Raw genomic sequence first — 16,577 nt, forward strand, 5'->3', positions numbered from 1 at the left:
GAGAATGATCATGACCAGCACCGAAACCCGGGTCACCCCTGCAGTCGAGGCTTTCGTCGACGACGCTCGTCGCGCCGCCGACACCGCTTTCCGAGTGTTCCGCGAGACCGGGACCGTTTCCGCCAACGGCACCGTGAACTTCGTCGAGCGGGTCCCGGGCGAAGAACTGGCCGTCGCGCTCAACGAACCCGGCCCGTGGGCGCAGGACCGGAACGCGAAGCCGATCCTCGCGACCTTCGACGGCGAGGTACTCGCCGGCGACGGCCCGGCCGGATTCGTCACCGGTTATGCCGGGGTGTTCCGCAAGCACCCCGAGATCACCTCGATCGTGCACGTGCACACACCATGGCTGGGTGGGTGGGCACAGACCCACCGCACCCTGCGCATCAAATACGCGGCCTCGCAGCGCCTGACCCTCTCCCGCGACATCCCCGCGCATATCGACCGCAGCCGGGCACCCGGTGATTTCATCCTCGACCGTCTCGCCGACGACCCGGACCTGGTCGCGATCTTCGAAGCCAACGGCGGCGTCAACGTGATCGGCCGGTCGGGCCTGCTCGACCTCGCCAAATTCGTGGTCCTGCTCGAAGAGGGCGCCCAATACCAGGCGCTCGGTGAACTCGTCGGTGGCGCTGTCGACTTCGACCCGACGAACCTCGTAGCGCAATGGGGCCGCAGTGGATTGCTCGACGAGGCCCGCCGCCGCGGTCTGGTCTGACAAAGCCGGAAGGGGCTCCCTGATGACTGTTCGAATCGGCTATTTCCCGAACAACAACTCCTTGTTCGTGCTGCGCCACAACGGCCTGCTCGAACCCCACCTCCGGGACGTCGAGTGGGTGGACCTGCGCGACCTCCCGGCTCCGCCGCGCGCCGATCCCCGCACCGGCCTACCGACACTGCACTCGGACTGGCTGTTCGACGACGGTGGCTACGATTTCATCGGTACCGGGTTCACCCCGCCGGTCACCGGCCTGGGGCAAGGGCGTGACCTGGTGTATGTCGGGATCTCGGGGCCTCGCGTCGAGAACGGGCGGTTGGTGAGCCTCGAGAGCTCCGGTATCCACACCGTCGCCGATCTGCGCGGCAAACGGGTCGGGATCGCGCACGGTTCGTGGCAGACCACGCTGGCCCTGCTCGCTCTCGACCGCGAGGGGTTGCGCTGGTCCGATATCGTGCCGGTCGATACCGACGTGAACGACGGAGGTGCCGCGCTTTTGCGCGGCGAACTCGACGCGTGGGTCGGCGCCTACCCGGCACTGGCGGAGGTGGAGGCCACCGCGCAGGTACATACGCTCGTCGACACCGAAGGACTGTTCAGCCACCCGTCGCTGTGGTTCGTCCGGCGCGAGTTCGCCGAGAACCATCGCCCGGAGCTCGAAGCGATCATCACGGCGCTGCAGGAATCGGATGCGTGGATAGTCGCCAACCCGCGCGAAGCAGCACGGTTCTTCGTCGACGACGCCGAACGGCGCGGTGGTACCGCTGATCTCGATCGCTGGGAGGCGGCGCTGCGTGGCCGCCCCTTCGGGATCGGCTCGGTCACCGACGAGTTCCTCGATGAACAGCAGCGGTCCGCAGACCTGTTGTACACCAACGGTTTGCTGCCACGAACGGTGCAGGTTCGAGACGCGGTCCTGCCCTGGATCGGTGAGTTCGTGGACGCGCATCGTTCGGTTTCGGCGGTCTGAGCACGCGGGTGACGACCGGACCGGCGTCCCCGCCGACAACCCGGCCTGTCCGCGCCCGGTGCGGGTGGTCGGCATGGTGGCAACGAGATACCCCGGCCCGATGAGGGGGCCGGGGTATCGGGCAGCGCGGCGAGATTTCACCCTGTTCCGCTCATCGCGCACGCACTTCGCCCGGCGGCCCCCAGCCGGCGCCCGTCCCGTCCACATGGTGGACCTCGGATTCCCACGGGACCCGGTACCTACCCGCCATCAGGTCTTGCATGAACGTGTACGGGCAGTCGCGTGCTCCGCCCTCGACGGCCGAGTACCCACGGTGACCCAGTTGATAGATGTTGTTCTCGACACCCCAGGTCTGTCTGGCCTGGTCCGCACGTGCCGGGACGACCTCCGCCGTGACCACCCGGTCAGGCGTCCCGTCCCCCTGCACCAGGACGGTCCCGTCGATATCGCAGACCATGGCCTCGCCCTGCGACCGAATATTGTTCTGGTCCGGGCCGGCCAGGGCCACCGATGCGGTATACGCGAGATTCTGGAAGGCGTTCGCCTGATTGGTGATCTGCCAGGCCTGCCGGATCGGGTAGGTATAGCCCGCGGTCCGCAGAATGACATTCGCGCCTTTGTAGGCGGCCTCGCGCGCCATCTCGGGCAGCATGCCGTCGTGGCAGATGATCAACGCGAGCTTGGATCCGGAGGGCCCGTCACATACCGGAATGCCGAGGTCACCCGGCGCCCACGGTTCGGCGGGAACCCATGGGTGCATTTTGCGGTAGTAGAGGCGTTCGCGCCCTTCGTCGTCGATGACGACCCCGCTGTTCCACGGTGCTCCGTCCGGATTCCGTTCCATGATCGAGAAGCACCCCCACACCCCGGCTTCGCGACAGGCGTCGGCCAGCAGCGCCAGCTCGGGCCCGTCCCGGTCACACAGCAATGCGTTGTCGAGCCAGGTCTGCGGATCCAGCCCGTTGATGCTGTACTCCGGCATGACGACCAGGTCGATCGTGGGCATGCCTCGCTTGGCGCCCTGGACGATGTCGGCGAGCCGCTCGGCGGTCGCTTTCAGATCGCTGGGTTCGCGGATCGTGGGCACCTGTGCCTGCACCAATCCCAAGACCAGCGCGCCGGGGGTCGGGTTGAGTCCGTCGAGTCCGGTCATCGTGCGGACTGCTCCTCTCGTGCTCCGCCGGTCACCGGTGGCGCGAGTTCGGGCCACCGGTGCTGCCACGGCCGTTGCTGCTCGAAAAGCGCCGCCGCCGCGAGTACTGCGGCGTCGCCCAGATGTGGTCCGACGATCTGTAGTCCGACGGGCAATCCGTCGTCGGTGAATCCCGCCGGGACCGATATCGCGGGTTGCCCGGACCAGTTGAAGATGTTCAGGAATCCCAGCCAGCTGCCGGAATCCACCATCCGGCCGTCGATCAGCTCAGGGCCCTGTATGCCGATCGGGAACGCGGGTACGGCCAGGGCCGGAGTGATCAGGAGGTCATAGTTCTGCATGAACCGCCACAGCTGGTTGACCACGCGTTTGCGCATCATCTGCGCGGTCGTGAATTCCTCTGCTGTCCAGCGGCGTTCGATCAGTTCGACCAGGTGCGGCGACATTCTGTCCCGATACTGTGCCACCAGACCGCGCATACCGACCAGGTCGCTGTCGGCCATGACGATCGACCAGATGTAGGACCGGGGGTCGTCGATTCCGGGGTCGGCCTCGACCACCGTCGCACCGAGTTCCTCGAATGCCTCGACCGCCTTCGCGACGATCGACCGGACCCGCGGATCCACCGGGAGATAGCCCAGATCCGCCGAATAGGCGATTCTCTTGCCGGCAAGGTCCCGGGCCGGGCCATCGGAAACCGCCCCGCACCAATCGACATCACCGGCGGGAAGCGAATGCCGGTCGCGCGGATCCGGGCCCGCGATCACCGACATCAGCAGTGCCGCGTCCGTGACGGAGCGCGTCATCGGACCGATATGCTCGATCGTCTCCCAGCTCGACATACCGGGAAACCGCTCGTCCCGGCACCCCGGGTAGAGCGGCACCCGGCCCATCGACGCCTTGAAACCGACCAGCCCACACAGGGACGCGGGTATCCGTACGGACCCACCGCCGTCGCTGCCCAGTGCGAGGGGAGACATACCGGTGGCCACCGCGACCGCGGAACCCGCCGACGATCCACCGGGCGTCAACTCCGGATTCCACGGATTGCGCGCCGGCGGCGACACCGGATTGTGGCCGACCGCGCTGTAACCGAACTCCGGAACGGTTGTTTTCCCCAAGATCACCGCTCCGGCTTTCTTCAGCCGTTCCACCACGATGTCGTCTTCGTCGGGGATCCAGTCCCCATAGACGACCGTCCCGTTCCGGGTGGGCACCCCCGCGGTGGCGATCAGATCCTTGACGGCGATCGGTACACCCGCCAGTGGTCCTGGATCGTCACCGCGCGCGAAGGCGGCGTCCACCTCGGCCGCTTGCGTCCGCGCCAGCGCGTCGGTCCGTTCGACGAAGGCATGCAGGCTGTCGTCGAGGGCGTCGACCCGGGCGAGCGCGCTCTCGACGACCTCGGCGGCGGTGACCCGGCCGTCCCGGATCAGCGAGCTGATCTCGACCGCGGAAGCTCCGGCCAGGGCGGCGGCGGATGCGATTGTCATTGTGCTACCTCGATTGCTGTGGCGCCGGGAGCCGTGCTTCGGCCGGCCCGATCCGGGACGACTGCCTCGACGACGAGGTAGGCGACGGCCGCACACACCATTCCGACGATGGCTTCGCTGAGTTGCGGCGCCCAGTGGTGCACTGCATAGGCGCAGGCAGCGCCGATGATCCAGGCGGCGAACGGCTGTACCCGCAACCCCGTGATCTTCCGCGCCGTCGCGCGCCGGGTGAGCAACTGATCGACGATCAGTACCGCGCCGATCGAGGGCACGAAGATGCCGAGCAGGTTGAGCCAGGTGCTGAAATGGCTCCACACTCCGGCGAGCGCGATCACCACGCCTACAGCACCGAGGATGATGGTCAGCAGCCGCATCTTCGATCCGGTGAGCTGGCTCCACCCGACCGCGCCGTTGTACAGGCAATGGGCGCAGACGGATCCGAGATTGACGAATACGAAGACAACCGCGAGAACCGTCAGCACCGCGCCGTGGTCGGTGAGAATCGGCAGGAAGTCGCCGCCGTTCGCGGCCGGATCCACCGCGGCGCCCGCGGCCACGACGATCGCGCCGACGATCATGGCGATCGCGTTCGCGACGGGGAAGGCGCTGAAGGTGGCGGCAACCGCTTCCTTACCGTTACGGGACCAGCGGGTGAAGTCGGCGGTCATCGTTCCGGAGTCGACGAATCCCGCGACCACGATCGAGATCGCCGCGCCGATCGAGAGCACCGTCGCGTCGCTCGCTCCGCGATAGGAGGTGATGGCGCCGATACCGTCGGATCGCGTGGCGATCACCACAGCGACGATACCGAGGGCGATGAACAGCGGCGCCGCGATGAGACCGATGACGGTCAGCGCCCGGATACCGATGAAGGTGATGCCGATGTACAGGATCCCGGCGACCAGAGCGAGGAGAGTGGCATTCCAGCCCAGCGATGTTTCCAGGGTCGCGCCGGTCAATCCCGTTTGGAAGGCGAACCAGCCGATCACGACGGTCGACAGGAATCCCGCCACGATCTTGGCCCCGTTGCGCCCGAAGGTTTCGGCCGCGCTGAGCGCGAAGTTCTTACCGGTTGTGCCCGCGAGGTAGGACAGCGCGCCGACGTAGGCGAACAGCACGAGGTTGCCGATCAGAATGGACAGGACTCCCTTCCAGAAGCCCAGGCCGTAGGCGATCGTTCCGCCGAAGATGGCGGAGGTGAGAACCATCGGGAATCCGAACCACACCGCCGATACCGAGAATACGGAGCGCCGATGCGCTGCAGGGACGGGTACGTTCTCGAACTCTTCCTCCAGCCCGGCGTGTTTTCCGTGTTCCACGGCGGGTGGTACTTGGGTACGCGTTGTCATCCGGTCCATCCTTTGTCGAAAAGAGTTGCGCGCCGAAGCGCACGCCCAGGTCACCGTTGACGTGGAGAATCGGTGGTCAGCTGGTAGACCGGGAGGTGAGCACCGCCGGTCGCCGTGGAGCGGCGGCCAGCTCCCATGCCCGTGCGAATCGCAGCAGCGCGAGTTCCGACAGCGGCCGGCCCAGCACCTCCAGACCGACCGGGAGTCCGGAATCGGTGAAGCCGGCGGGGATGCTCATCGCCGGCAGCGATGTCTGGGAGGCGATAACGGTGTTCGTCGGGAAGTTCAGGGCCGTCCAGCGTTTCGCCTCGAGTTCGGCGCGCGTGGGGGCCGGGACCTGAACCGTGGGATAGACCAGGAAGTCGACGCCGGCCTGCGCCATCATCGAGACGAGGGTGCGCCGCCATTCCTCCTGGCGTAGCCGGCCGCGCAGGTAGGCGGGGTCGTCGCCGGGATCGTCCGCGCCGGAGACGAGGGCGCCGAACAGGTCTGTGAGCGGGTGGAAACGCCCGGCCGCGACGATCTCGTCCACCGAAGTGGCCGGCGCGCCGGGACGCTGCGCCAAGAACTCGTTGATGTCCTTCTTGGAGCAACGCGTATAGAGCGAGGTTCGCTCGATCCACGACTCCAGATTCCCGAGGCGCAGTCCTTCGATCACCTCGGTGCCGAAGCGGCCGAGATCGTCGATCGCCGACAGGACCACCGCGTTCGTCATCTCCTGATCGATCCCGGTGCCGAATGCGTCCGGCAACACTCCGATTCGGAAGTCCCTCAGCGCTTCCGCGGTCACTTCACCGATCGCGGCGGCATAGTTTCCGGCATCGGGATCGGCTGCTGCGATACCGGTATACGGGTCGGTGGAGTCGTACCCGGCGATGACGTCGAGGACAGCCGCCAGATCGGTGACCGTGCGCGCCATCGGTCCGGGCGTGTCCTGGAAGTGCAGAAGCGGCGAGAAGCCGGTGCGGGGAATGAGACCGGTGGTGACCCGCAGGCCGAAAAGGTTGGTGAACGAAGCCGGTAGCCGAATCGATCCACCGGTGTCCTCGCCGACTCCCACGAGGCACAGGTTCGCGGTCACGGCCGCCGCGGTACCGGCGCTCGAACCACCGGTCTCCCGGTCGGTGTCATAGGGGTTCTTGGTGTGGCCGGTCCGAGACGAGAAGGAGAACCAACCCGCGGCGAAATCACACATGGCGGTTTTACCCAGGACCACCGCGCCCGCATCCCGCAGACGCCGTACTACCACCGCATCGGCATCGGGCACGTAATCGGCGAAAACCTCGGAGCCGAAAGAAGTGGCAATACCACGTGTTTCGGCTTGGTCCTTGACGAGAACCGGAACCCCGTGGAGCGGCCCGGCGAGCTTGCCTGTTCGCGCGTACTGCTCGTCCAGCCGGGCGGCCTCGCGAAGCGCCGCCGGATTGACCGTCACGACGGAGTTGAGCTGGAGGCCGTCCGGGTTGCCGGCCGAGTCGATATCGTCGATTCTCGCCAGATACCAGCTGGTGAGCTGCGCGCTGGTGGTCTCGCCACGCTCGACCATTCGATGAAACGAGGCGATCGACAGCTCTTCGTAATTCGCGGTTGCTCGGGTATCCGGTGCGTGTGGTGTAGCGAGTGCGCCGACAATGGCCTCCGCGGTTGTCTCGATGTGATGCCGGGTTGCGTCGAGCAACTCATCGAGTTTCCGGCCGGTCATCAGCCGGAACATGTGCTCATGGTCCTGCCGCGCGTCGTCCAGGTTGTGCGCCGCCGAGGCGTAGATCGCCATGTACGGCTGGATCCGATCCCAGATGTTGTGGATCAACTCGATGAGGTAGCGGCTCCGGGCATGGCCGTAGAAGGTCTGATGGAATGTGCGATTGAGTTCACGCCAGATATCAGGCGTTATATCGGGATCGGCCATTTCGTCGAGGACTGCCCGCATAGCTGTGATGCCGTCGTCGTCGAGACGTGTCAGTGCCCATTCGGTGGCGAGCAATTCCAATGTCAGCCTGATAGCGAACAATTGCCGGATCTCGTCCGCGTCGAGTGCGGCCACCGTGACCGCTCGCCGATCGAATGCGACCAGACCCTCGAATTGCAGACGTTTCAACGCTTCCCGGGTCGGCATGGTCGAAACTCCGGCCGACAATGCCAGCGATCGGATGGAAACCCGAGTTCCGGGTTTGATACGTCCTTCGAGAATCCTGCGGCGGAACTGCTGATACACCGCATCCGCTACCGTCCGCTCCGCCGTCTTCTCCGCTGTCATGTGATATCACCTCACCTTCACTGCCCGGCGTGATCACACCCTGGGAAGTTTGGTGGGGGACAATGTCATGACTGTTCGGTTTGCGTTACGACCTGGTGACCGAGTGCAGCGTCGTACTGCGGAGCACCGCCGATTCCCTGCTCACGGTGTTCATGGAGACGAGAACCGGTGGCCTGGGTCCGGTGTGGGCGCAGTGGTCGAAAGACCGAGGGTTACTTGCGGAGCGTCCGGACCAGTTTGCCCACGGTCGCCGGATCGGGGGTCGCGGCGGCCCGGCGGGTTTCCTCTTGGTCGTGGAGTGCGGCCGCCGGGTCGATGACGTGGGTGTGGCGGATCGACGTCTCCGGGTCGGAGAAGGCGGCGTAGGTCTTGTCGCCGAGGAGGGTGTGCAGGAGGTAGCCCGTGAGGAGGGCGCGGGTGGCGCGGGCGGTTTTCGGTTCGTGTTTGCCGCCGCCGAGCGCGGCGAGCAGGCGGCGACCTTCGGCGAGGCCGTTGGGGCCGGCGCCTTCGAGGGAGCGCAGGATCGCCGGGCCCGACCAAGCCGCGGCCAGTGGGACCGCGTTGGAGTTGAGGGAGTCGATATCGGAGACACCGGCCAGGATCAGGACGGGCGTGTCGATATCGGGGGCCGCCGATTCGGCGGCCGGAGCGGTGGGGGCCGGGAACAAAGGGGTGACCGCGGCCACGCGGCGCTGGGCGGCGGCGAGAACGGCCGCGCCGGCGCCCATACCGTGGCCGGCGAGGGCCAGACGTTCGGGATGCACGGTGACAGTGCCGTCGCCGAGGCGGACGCCGGTGCAGATATCGAGGGTGGTGAGCAGGTCGGTGGCCAGGTTCAGGTGGGAGGCCAGCGGGCCGCGTTCGGTGTCCGGCGCGGCGGCGACGATGCCCCAGGACGCGAGGTGTTCCAGCAGCGTGGCGTAGTTACCGGCGCTGTTGAGCCAGCCGTGGCCGAAGGCGACGGCCGGTAGGTCGCGGCCGCTCTCGGGCGTGTACACCACCCCGGGCTGGCCCGCGATGGCCAGATTCCCGCGGAGCACCCGGTGCGGGCCGCGGCTGGTCAGAGTGCTCAGAAGTGATTTCACAGACGCCGACACGACGTGAACGTTAGCCGATAAGTACTCTGGGGAGCCATGTGCGGAATCGTGGGGTACGTCGGGTACCGGGACGCGTTGGGCGTCGTCGTCGCTGCCTTGCGCCGCATGGAGTACCGAGGTTACGACTCCGCGGGCGTGGCGATTCTCGACGGCACCGGGCATGCCGCGATCGAGCGGCGCGCCGGCCGGCTCAGCAATCTGGAAGAGGCGCTGGAGGCCGCGGGCCCGGGCGTGTTCGCCGGGTCCACGGGAATGGGTCATACCCGCTGGGCGACGCACGGCGCTCCGACCGATCGCAACGCCCATCCACATCAGGATGCGAGCGGCAAGGTCGCGGTCGTGCACAACGGCATCATCGAGAACTTCGTCGAGCTGCGGCGCGAACTCGAGGACGCCGGGGTCGAACTGCGCAGCGAAACCGATACCGAGGTCGCGGTGCACATGGTGTCGCGGGCCTATGCCGAGGGGCCGACCGAGGGGGATTTCGAGGCCAGCGTGCTGGCGGTGCTGCGGCGGCTCGAGGGTGCCTTCACGGTGGTTTTCACCCATGCCGACCATCCGGGCACTGTCGTGGCGGCCCGGCATTCGACCCCGCTCGTGGTGGGCGTCGGCGAGAACGAGATGTTCATCGCCTCCGATGTCACCGCATTCATCGAGCACACCCGCGAGGCCGTCGAGCTCGGTGAGGGTCAGGCGGTGGTGATCACCGCCGGCGGCTACCGCGTCACCGATTTCCACGGCTCCACCGAGGGTGTGCACTCCCGGCCGTTCACCATCGACTGGGATCTGGCCGCCGCCGAGAAGGGCGGTCACGACTACTTCATGCTCAAGGAGATCGAGGAGCAGCCCGGCGCGGTCGCCGATACGCTCATCGGTCATTTCGACCAGACCCCCGGCCAGGACGGCCGGATCGTACTGGACGAGCAGCGCCTCTCCGACCAGGAACTCCGCGATGTGGAGAAGGTTTTCGTGGTGGCCTGTGGGAGCGCCTACCACTCCGGCCTGGTCGCCAAGTACGCCATCGAGCACTGGACCCGGCTGCCCGTGGAAGTGGAGCTGGCCAGCGAATTCCGTTACCGCGACCCGGTGCTGGACCGCTCCACTCTGGTGGTCGCGGTATCGCAGTCGGGTGAGACCGCCGACACGCTGGAAGCCGTCCGGCATGCCAAGAGCCAGAAAGCGCGGGTGCTGGCGGTCTGCAACACCAACGGCGCGCAGATCCCGCGCGAATCCGATGCGGTGCTCTACACCCGCGCCGGGCCGGAGATCGGGGTCGCCTCCACCAAGGCGTTCCTCGCTCAGGTGACGGCGAACCTGCTGGTCGGGCTGGCGTTGGCGCAGGCGCGCGGCACCAAGTACCCCGACGAGGTGGCTCGCGAGTTCGCCGAGTTGGAGGCCATGCCGAAGCTGGTGGACCGGGTACTGGAAACGGCGCCGCAGGTGCGGGCGATCGCCCGGGAACTGGCGCGCGAGCGGACCATCCTGTTCCTGGGTCGCCATGTCGGCTACCCGGTGGCGCTCGAAGGTGCGCTCAAGCTGAAGGAACTCGCGTATATGCACGCGGAGGGTTTCGCGGCGGGTGAGTTGAAGCACGGTCCGATCGCGTTGATCGAGGACGGGCTGCCGGTGATCGTGGTGATGCCGTCGCCGAAGGGACGCGGGGTGCTGCACGCCAAACTGCTCAGCAATATCCGGGAGATCCAGGCTCGCGGGGCGCGCACCATCGTGATCGCCGAGGAGGGTGACGATCTGGTCCGGCCGTTCGCCGACGATCTGATCGAGATCCCGTCCGCGCCCACCCTGTACCAGCCGCTGCTGTCGACGGTTCCGCTGCAGATCTTCGCCGCCGAGGTGGCGCAGGCCCGCGGATACGATGTGGACAAGCCGCGTAACCTCGCCAAATCGGTGACGGTCGAGTAGACAGACCCCGCCTCCGCTCCGGTCGGGTGCACCATGACCTCGACTGGGTTCACCCTTGTCTCGGTCCGGTAGGCGCAGCCGGAAACACCGGCTGCGCCGGGCCGGGCGGGATCTCGCCTGTGTGCCGACCCGAGCCGACCCCGAAGGCTGTGCCCAGTTCAGGCTTGTTCGACGATGATCGTCCCGCGCATATCCGGGTGAATCGGGCACAGATAGCGGTATTCGCCCGGCGAGGTGAAGGTGTAGCTCCAATCGCCGACCTCGAACAGCGGACTGTTCAGGCCCATGGCCCTGTCGCCGATGCCCTGGACCCCGTGTGGAATACCGCCGTCGAAATGCCAGGCCACGGTGTCTCCGGCGGTGATGGTGATCTCGGCGGGCGAGAAGGCGTCCTCTTCGACCATGACGGTGACCGTCGCCTCCGTGTTCTGCGGGGAACCGGTGACCGACGTATCGGTGCGGGAAGGCGTGGGTTCGTCGGACCCGCAACCGGCCAGCAGGGCCGCCACGAGAGTGAGTCCGGCGGCGGCGGCCGATGCGGCGCGGTGAGGTCTGGGCATGACGGCCAAGCGTAGTCTGCTGGCGTCGTTGGCTGTCGACTGCGGAGGTGGGTTCGGTGAGCGAGCTGTCCGGCTATTACACCGCCGACGAGGTGCGCGCGGCGGAAGCCGAATTGTTCACCCGGGTCCCCGCGGGAGAACCGATGCGGCGCGCCGCCTATGGGCTGGCCACGGTGGTGGCGGCCGAACTACGCGCCCGCACCGGTGGAGTCGCGGGCCGCAAGGTAGGCCTGCTGGTGGGTTCGGGGGACAACGGCGGGGACGCGTTGTGGGCGGGATCGATGCTGCGCCGGCGCGGCGTGGCGGTTACCGCGGTGCTGTTGAAGCCGAAACGGACGCATGCCGCGGGACTTGCCGCATTACGCCGGGCCGGAGGCCGGATATGTGCCGATCCGGTTGCGGCTCTTGCGGAATTGGCCGGGGCGGAATTGGTGGTCGACGGGATCGTCGGGATCTCCGGGCGGGGGTCGTTGCGTCCCGACGCGGCACGAATCGTTGCGGGCCTGGCAGTCCCGGTCATCGCCGCCGATCTGCCGAGTGGGGTCGATCCGGATACCGGGGTGGTGGATGGGCCCGCGGTGCAGGCGGCGGTCACCGTCGCGTTCGGCGCCCGGAAACCGGTGCACGCGCTGGCCGCAGCCCGGTGCGGACGAATCGAACTGGTGCCCATCGGGTTACGGCTTCCCGCCGCGCGTCTCGCCGCGCTGGAACCGGCGGAGGTGGGTGCGGGCTGGCCGGTGCCCGGGGCGGAGGACGACAAGTACACGCAGGGAGTCGTCGGGGTGCACGCCGGTAGCGAGATGTATCCGGGGGCGGCCGTGCTCTGTACCGGGGCGGCGGTCGCGGCGACTTCCGGGATGGTCCGCTACGTCGGTACTGCCGGCCCGGCCGTTCTCGCGCAGTATCCGGAAGTGATCGCATCGCCCGACCTCACAGCTACCGGCCGGGTGCAGTCGTGGGTATTCGGCCCCGGTTCCGGAACGGATCGAGACACCCGCGACCGCCTCGCCGAGATCCTGGCCACTGATCTGCCGGTGGTGATCGATGCGGACGGTCTCACCCTGCTTGCGAAGGAGCCCGACCTGGTCCGTGGCCGCCGGGCCGCGACCGTTCTCACTCCGCATGCCGGCGAGTTCACCAGGCTCACCGGCAGCGAGCCCGGCCCGGATCGGGTCGCGGCGGTCCGTGAACTCGCCGAAGCGTGGCAGGCCACCGTACTGCTGAAAGGGCGGTCGACCTTGATCGCCGAACCGGGCAGACCGGTGCTGGTCAACGAGGCCGGTGGATCCTGGGCGGCAACGGCCGGGGCCGGCGATGTGCTGTCGGGTGTGATCGGTGCCCTGCTCGCTGCGGGACGGGAACCCGGATGGGCCGCGGCAGCGGCGGCGCGAGCGCACGCAACGGCCGCCGATATCGCCGCGCACGTCGCAGGGTCCGGCTCCGCCACCCCGATTTCGGCCGGCCCCTTGCTACGCCATCTCCCGCAGGCCATCGCGCATCTGCGGTCGCAAGCGCGCGGTCGTCGAGGCGGTGTTCCGAGGCCTGTGCAGGTAGGCATCGCACCGGACCATTCGCGGAGATGGCAGTATCGGCAGATGTGAATGGGCAAGTGGAGACGATCGTCGATCTGGATGCCATCGCGCACAATGTGGGCGTCCTGCGCGCACACGCCGGCGACGCCGCGGTGATGGTGGTGGTCAAGGCCGACGGTTACAACCACGGAGCCGTCGAGGTCGCGCGGGCGGCGCTGGCCGCGGGCGCGGCCGAGCTCGGGGTCACCACGATCGAGGAGGCGGTGACGCTGCGGGCCGCCGGGATCGAGGCACCGATCCTGTGCTGGCTCAATGTTTGTGACGCCGATTACGCCGCCGCCGTCGCCGCCGATATCGAGATCGGTGTCTCCTCACCGGAACAGCTGGAAGCGGTGGCCGCGGCCGCCCGGGAGCTGGGCCGCCGGGCGATCGTGACGCTGAAGGTCGATACCGGGCTCAACCGCAACGGGATCGACCCGGTGGTCTATCCGACGGTGCTCGCCGCCCTGCGAGAACTCGTCGATGAGGAGGTCGTCCGGTTCCGTGCGATCTTCTCCCATCTCGCTCATGCCGACGAGCCGTACAACCCGGTGATCGATCGGCAGCGCGACCGCTTCCTGGAGGCCATTGCCACGGCCAAGGAGTACGGACTGGAGCCCGAACTGGTCCACCTGGCCAACTCCGCGGCCACGCTGACCAGGCCCGATCTGGCCTTCGACATGGTGCGGCCGGGAATCGCCGTGTACGGCCTGACGCCGGTTCCGGAAATCGGCGACTTCGGCCTGCGCCCGGCGATGACCTTCCAGGCCGAGGTGGCGCTCGTCAAGAAGGTGGCCGCGGGGGAAGGCGTTTCCTACGGCCACGAGTGGATCGCGCCCGCCGACACCACGGTCGCGCTGATCCCGGCCGGCTACGCCGACGGGGTCTTCCGGACGCTCGGCAACCGGATGCAGGTGTGGGTCGGCGGTCGGCGGCGGCCGAACCGGGGCCGGGTCTGCATGGACCAGCTCGTGGTCGATCTCGGTGACAACAGCGACGGGGTCGTGGGGGGCGATACCGCCATCCTGTTCGGTTCCGGCACCCGCGGTGAACCGCGCGCCCAGGACTGGGCGGATCTGCTCGGTACCATCCACTATGAAGTGGTGTGCGCGCCGCGCGGCCGGGTACACCGTCGCTATCGGGGAGGAGCGCGGTGAAACCACGGACGACACTGTTACGCGGCGGGCTGGCCACAGCAGGTGTGGTGGGCGCCATGGCAGGCGTGCACGCGCTGCGCCGGGCGGGCGCGAAAGTGCTGTGGCCACCGGTGCGCGACGAATACCGGGACGAGAACTTCGCGCTGATCGACCTCGACCGCGCCGGCGAGGTGATCGCCGACGACGGGGTATGCCTGGCCACCCGCGAATGGGGGACCGGCGACGCCGAGGCGACCGTGGTTTTCGTCCACGGCTTCTGTAACAGCATGGAGTCCTTCCATTTCCAGCGCCGGCATCTGGCGCAGCGTTGGGGGTCGCGGCTGCGGCTGGTGCTGTTCGATCTTCGTGGGCACGGCCGGTCGGGCACCCCGGAAACCGACAGTTGCACGGTGTCGCAGCTCGGCCGCGATCTGCTCACAGTGATCGACGCCAAGGCGCCGCGCGGCCCGTTGATCCTGGTGGGGCATTCCCTCGGCGGTATGGCGGTGCTGGCCGCCGCCGCCCATGCGGGTGACCTGTTCGCGAAGCGGGTGCGGGCAGTGGCGCTGCTGTCCACCGCCGCCGCGGAGGTGACCTCCGCCGGGATCGGCCAGCTGCTGCGTAATCCGGCGATCGACGGGTTCCGGTTGGCCGTGCACGCAGCGCCGGCGCTGGTACAGGCCGGGCGGGTCACCGCGCGGCACATCATCACGCCGATCCTGCATGTGAGTTCGTTCCACGGCTCGGTGAGCCCGACCCTGTCGCGGTTCACCACCATGATGATCGACCGGACGCCGGTGGAAACCGTGGTGAAGTTCCTGAAGGCCATCGAATTACACGACGAGGCCGCGGCACTGCCGGTACTGCGCGATCTTCCGGTGCTGGTACTCGGCGGTGTCCGCGATCTGGTGATCCCCTTCCGCAATTCGCGTGTGCTGGCGCGGGAATTGGCGGATTGCGAACTGGTCCGGCTGCCGGAATGCGCGCATATGCCGCAGCTGCAGTATCCGGACGAAACGAATGCCGCCCTGGACCGGTTGCTGTTACGCGCCGGCGTGGTCGGCGAGGACGACGGCCTGTGTGAGGCCAGCGGTGGCTGAGCATATCGACGAGCAGACCGGCGCCGGCGAACAGCGCGGGGTGCGCGAACTGCCGACCGTCGCCGATACCGAGGCGCTCGGCCGGGAACTCTCGGCGGGTCTGCGCGCGGGTGATCTGGTGGTACTCGACGGCCCGCTCGGGGCCGGTAAGACCGCGCTCACCCGTGGTATCGCCGCGGGGCTGGGGGTCGGGGGCCGAGTCAGTTCGCCGACCTTCGTGATCGCCCGCCGGCATCCCGCGGGCACGCGCGCGGACGGTCCGCCGGTGCCGCTGGTGCATGTCGACGCCTATCGGCTCGGCGGCAGCCTGGACGAACTCGATGCCCTGGACCTCGATACCGAACTCGACGATGCGGTCGTCGTCGTGGAGTGGGGCAGTGGTGTGGTGGAACGGCTGACCGGCCGGCATCTACTGGTGCGGATGGCCCGGGAACCGGAATCCGAAGTGCGGACGGCTACTTGGGAGTGGGTGGCCACGGGCCCCGGCGAGTAGCCGTGCGCCACCACCGTGTGCGGTCGGTCACCCGGTATCGTGGACCAAATCATGCTTGCACTTGCTGTCGACACCGCGACGCCTGCCGTCACGGCGGGACTGGTCGAGCTGGAGCAGGCGGCGGCCGGTGCGAACAGCCCGGACACCGCCCGCCCGCGGACCCTCGCCGTCCGGACGCTCGTCGATGCCCGCGCCCACGCCGAAGCGCTCACCCCGCAGATTCTGGAGTGTATTTCCGAAGCGGGGATAGCCCGCACGGATATCGCGGCCGTAGTGGCGGGAATCGGTCCCGGTCCGTTCACCGGGCTGCGGGTCGGAATGGCCACGGCCGCCGCGTTCGGTGATGCGCTGGGTATCCCGGTGCACGGTGTATGCAGTCTGGACGCTCTCGCCGCCGACTGTGCCGGTGAACTCGGGCCCGACGACGAACTGCTGATCGTCACCGATGCCCGCCGCCGCGAGGTGTACTCCGCGCGCTATCGCGACCGCGGCCTCCGCCGCAGCACCGGACCCGAAGTGGGCAAACCCGCGGACCTGGATATCGCCGGCGCCACCAAGATCGCCGGGTCCGCTGCGCATACCGCCTTGTTCGGCCTGCCCGCGTTGCCCGCGCAGAGCCCGTCACCGGCCGGTCTGGTGCGGGTGGCGGCGCCCGTGTTGCTCTCGGGCGCGGCCCCGGAGCCGCTGGTTCCGCTGTACCTGCGGCGACCCGACGCGGTCGAGAAAAGCTACCGCACCCTCGACCGGATGGGAGCGTGAC

Annotated in this window: 14 protein-coding genes; 8 read left to right on the top strand and 6 right to left on the bottom strand. The window is 67.9% G+C overall.

The features are described 5' to 3' along the window. Positions 1 to 10: 10 nt before the first annotated feature. Together QH195_RS14790 and QH195_RS14795 are read left to right on the top strand one after the other, a co-directional pair. On the top strand, positions 11 to 718 hold the full coding sequence (locus QH195_RS14790) for a class II aldolase/adducin family protein (protein WP_280435785.1): 708 nt from the start codon (positions 11 to 13) through the stop codon (positions 716 to 718). A gap of 22 nt (positions 719 to 740) precedes the next feature. Continuing rightward, a complete protein-coding gene (locus tag QH195_RS14795; RefSeq protein ID WP_280435786.1) occupies positions 741 to 1,688 on the top strand; it encodes an ABC transporter substrate-binding protein in 948 nt (315 codons plus the stop codon). 151 nt (positions 1,689 to 1,839) lie between these two features. Here QH195_RS14795 and QH195_RS14800 read toward each other — a convergent pair whose 3' ends face one another. From QH195_RS14800 to QH195_RS14820, 5 genes are all read right to left on the bottom strand, one after another. Beyond that, positions 1,840 to 2,841, bottom strand: coding sequence for a formamidase (locus QH195_RS14800; protein ID WP_280435787.1), 1,002 nt, complete (start codon positions 2,839 to 2,841; stop codon positions 1,840 to 1,842). After that, positions 2,838 to 4,334, bottom strand: a complete 1,497-nt coding sequence (locus QH195_RS14805; protein ID WP_280435788.1) for an amidase — start codon at positions 4,332 to 4,334, stop codon at positions 2,838 to 2,840. Before QH195_RS14805 ends, QH195_RS14800 begins: the two co-directional genes overlap by 4 nt. Then, positions 4,331 to 5,683, bottom strand: a complete 1,353-nt coding sequence (locus QH195_RS14810; protein WP_280435789.1) for a cytosine permease — start codon at positions 5,681 to 5,683, stop codon at positions 4,331 to 4,333. Before QH195_RS14810 ends, QH195_RS14805 begins: the two co-directional genes overlap by 4 nt. Positions 5,684 to 5,759: 76 nt before the next feature. Beyond that, positions 5,760 to 7,940: an amidase family protein gene (locus tag QH195_RS14815; protein ID WP_280435790.1), complete on the bottom strand. Its 2,181-nt coding sequence runs from the start codon at positions 7,938 to 7,940 to the stop codon at positions 5,760 to 5,762. 212 nt (positions 7,941 to 8,152) lie between these two features. Then, a complete protein-coding gene (locus QH195_RS14820; protein ID WP_280435791.1) occupies positions 8,153 to 9,037 on the bottom strand; it encodes a dienelactone hydrolase family protein in 885 nt (294 codons plus the stop codon). 36 nt (positions 9,038 to 9,073) lie between these two features. Here QH195_RS14820 and glmS point away from each other — a divergent pair, with 36 nt between their 5' ends. Further along, complete coding sequence (glmS, locus tag QH195_RS14825; protein ID WP_280435792.1) at positions 9,074 to 10,957, top strand: glutamine--fructose-6-phosphate transaminase (isomerizing); 1,884 nt, start codon at positions 9,074 to 9,076, stop codon at positions 10,955 to 10,957. A gap of 158 nt (positions 10,958 to 11,115) precedes the next feature. On the opposite strand, the gene QH195_RS14830 is transcribed toward glmS, so the two are convergent. Beyond that, positions 11,116 to 11,517, bottom strand: coding sequence for a cupredoxin domain-containing protein (locus tag QH195_RS14830; RefSeq protein ID WP_280435793.1), 402 nt, complete (start codon positions 11,515 to 11,517; stop codon positions 11,116 to 11,118). Positions 11,518 to 11,582: 65 nt separating this feature from the next. On the opposite strand from QH195_RS14830, the gene QH195_RS14835 reads away from it, so the two are divergent. Genes QH195_RS14835 through tsaB form a run of 5 tightly spaced genes read left to right on the top strand, consistent with a single transcriptional unit; the run spans position 11,583 to position 16,576 of the window. Continuing rightward, the gene (locus tag QH195_RS14835) at positions 11,583 to 13,118 is read left to right on the top strand and encodes an NAD(P)H-hydrate dehydratase (protein WP_280435801.1); all 1,536 of its coding nucleotides are present in this window, start codon (positions 11,583 to 11,585) and stop codon (positions 13,116 to 13,118) included. Beyond that, positions 13,097 to 14,245 carry an alanine racemase gene (gene alr / locus QH195_RS14840; protein WP_280435794.1) on the top strand — a complete coding sequence of 383 codons (1,149 nt, stop codon included), beginning with the start codon at positions 13,097 to 13,099 and terminating at the stop codon, positions 14,243 to 14,245. Before QH195_RS14835 ends, alr begins: the two co-directional genes overlap by 22 nt. 56 nt (positions 14,246 to 14,301) lie before the next feature. Continuing rightward, positions 14,302 to 15,324 carry an alpha/beta fold hydrolase gene (locus QH195_RS14845; RefSeq protein WP_280421642.1) on the top strand — a complete coding sequence of 341 codons (1,023 nt, stop codon included), beginning with the start codon at positions 14,302 to 14,304 and terminating at the stop codon, positions 15,322 to 15,324. After that, the gene (tsaE, locus tag QH195_RS14850; protein ID WP_432278478.1) at positions 15,317 to 15,817 is read left to right on the top strand and encodes a tRNA (adenosine(37)-N6)-threonylcarbamoyltransferase complex ATPase subunit type 1 TsaE; all 501 of its coding nucleotides are present in this window, start codon (positions 15,317 to 15,319) and stop codon (positions 15,815 to 15,817) included. Before QH195_RS14845 ends, tsaE begins: the two co-directional genes overlap by 8 nt. 51 nt (positions 15,818 to 15,868) lie before the next feature. Next, positions 15,869 to 16,576, top strand: a complete 708-nt coding sequence (gene tsaB / locus QH195_RS14855) for a tRNA (adenosine(37)-N6)-threonylcarbamoyltransferase complex dimerization subunit type 1 TsaB (protein ID WP_280435795.1) — start codon at positions 15,869 to 15,871, stop codon at positions 16,574 to 16,576. Position 16,577: the final 1 nt, after the last annotated feature.

The sequence above is a fragment of the Nocardia carnea genome, assembly GCF_029868855.1.
GTDB classification, from domain to species: Bacteria; Actinomycetota; Actinomycetes; order Mycobacteriales; family Mycobacteriaceae; genus Nocardia; species Nocardia carnea_A.

Excerpts from the sequence above, each read along its gene's own strand:
- QH195_RS14845 (WP_280421642.1), top strand. The coding sequence starts at position 14,302 with ATGGCAGGCGTGCACGCGCTGCGCCGGGCGGGCGCGAAAGTGCTGTGG.
- QH195_RS14790 (WP_280435785.1), top strand. The coding sequence starts at position 11 with ATGACCAGCACCGAAACCCGGGTCACCCCTGCAGTCGAGGCTTTCGTC.
- alr (WP_280435794.1), top strand. The coding sequence starts at position 13,097 with ATGGCAGTATCGGCAGATGTGAATGGGCAAGTGGAGACGATCGTCGAT.
- QH195_RS14800 (WP_280435787.1), bottom strand. The coding sequence starts at position 2,841 with ATGACCGGACTCGACGGACTCAACCCGACCCCCGGCGCGCTGGTCTTG.
- tsaB (WP_280435795.1), top strand. The coding sequence starts at position 15,869 with ATGCTTGCACTTGCTGTCGACACCGCGACGCCTGCCGTCACGGCGGGA.
- QH195_RS14795 (WP_280435786.1), top strand. The coding sequence starts at position 741 with ATGACTGTTCGAATCGGCTATTTCCCGAACAACAACTCCTTGTTCGTG.
- QH195_RS14810 (WP_280435789.1), bottom strand. The coding sequence starts at position 5,683 with ATGACAACGCGTACCCAAGTACCACCCGCCGTGGAACACGGAAAACAC.
- QH195_RS14830 (WP_280435793.1), bottom strand. The coding sequence starts at position 11,517 with ATGCCCAGACCTCACCGCGCCGCATCGGCCGCCGCCGCCGGACTCACT.
- QH195_RS14815 (WP_280435790.1), bottom strand. The coding sequence starts at position 7,940 with ATGACAGCGGAGAAGACGGCGGAGCGGACGGTAGCGGATGCGGTGTAT.
- glmS (WP_280435792.1), top strand. The coding sequence starts at position 9,074 with ATGTGCGGAATCGTGGGGTACGTCGGGTACCGGGACGCGTTGGGCGTC.
- QH195_RS14805 (WP_280435788.1), bottom strand. The coding sequence starts at position 4,334 with ATGACAATCGCATCCGCCGCCGCCCTGGCCGGAGCTTCCGCGGTCGAG.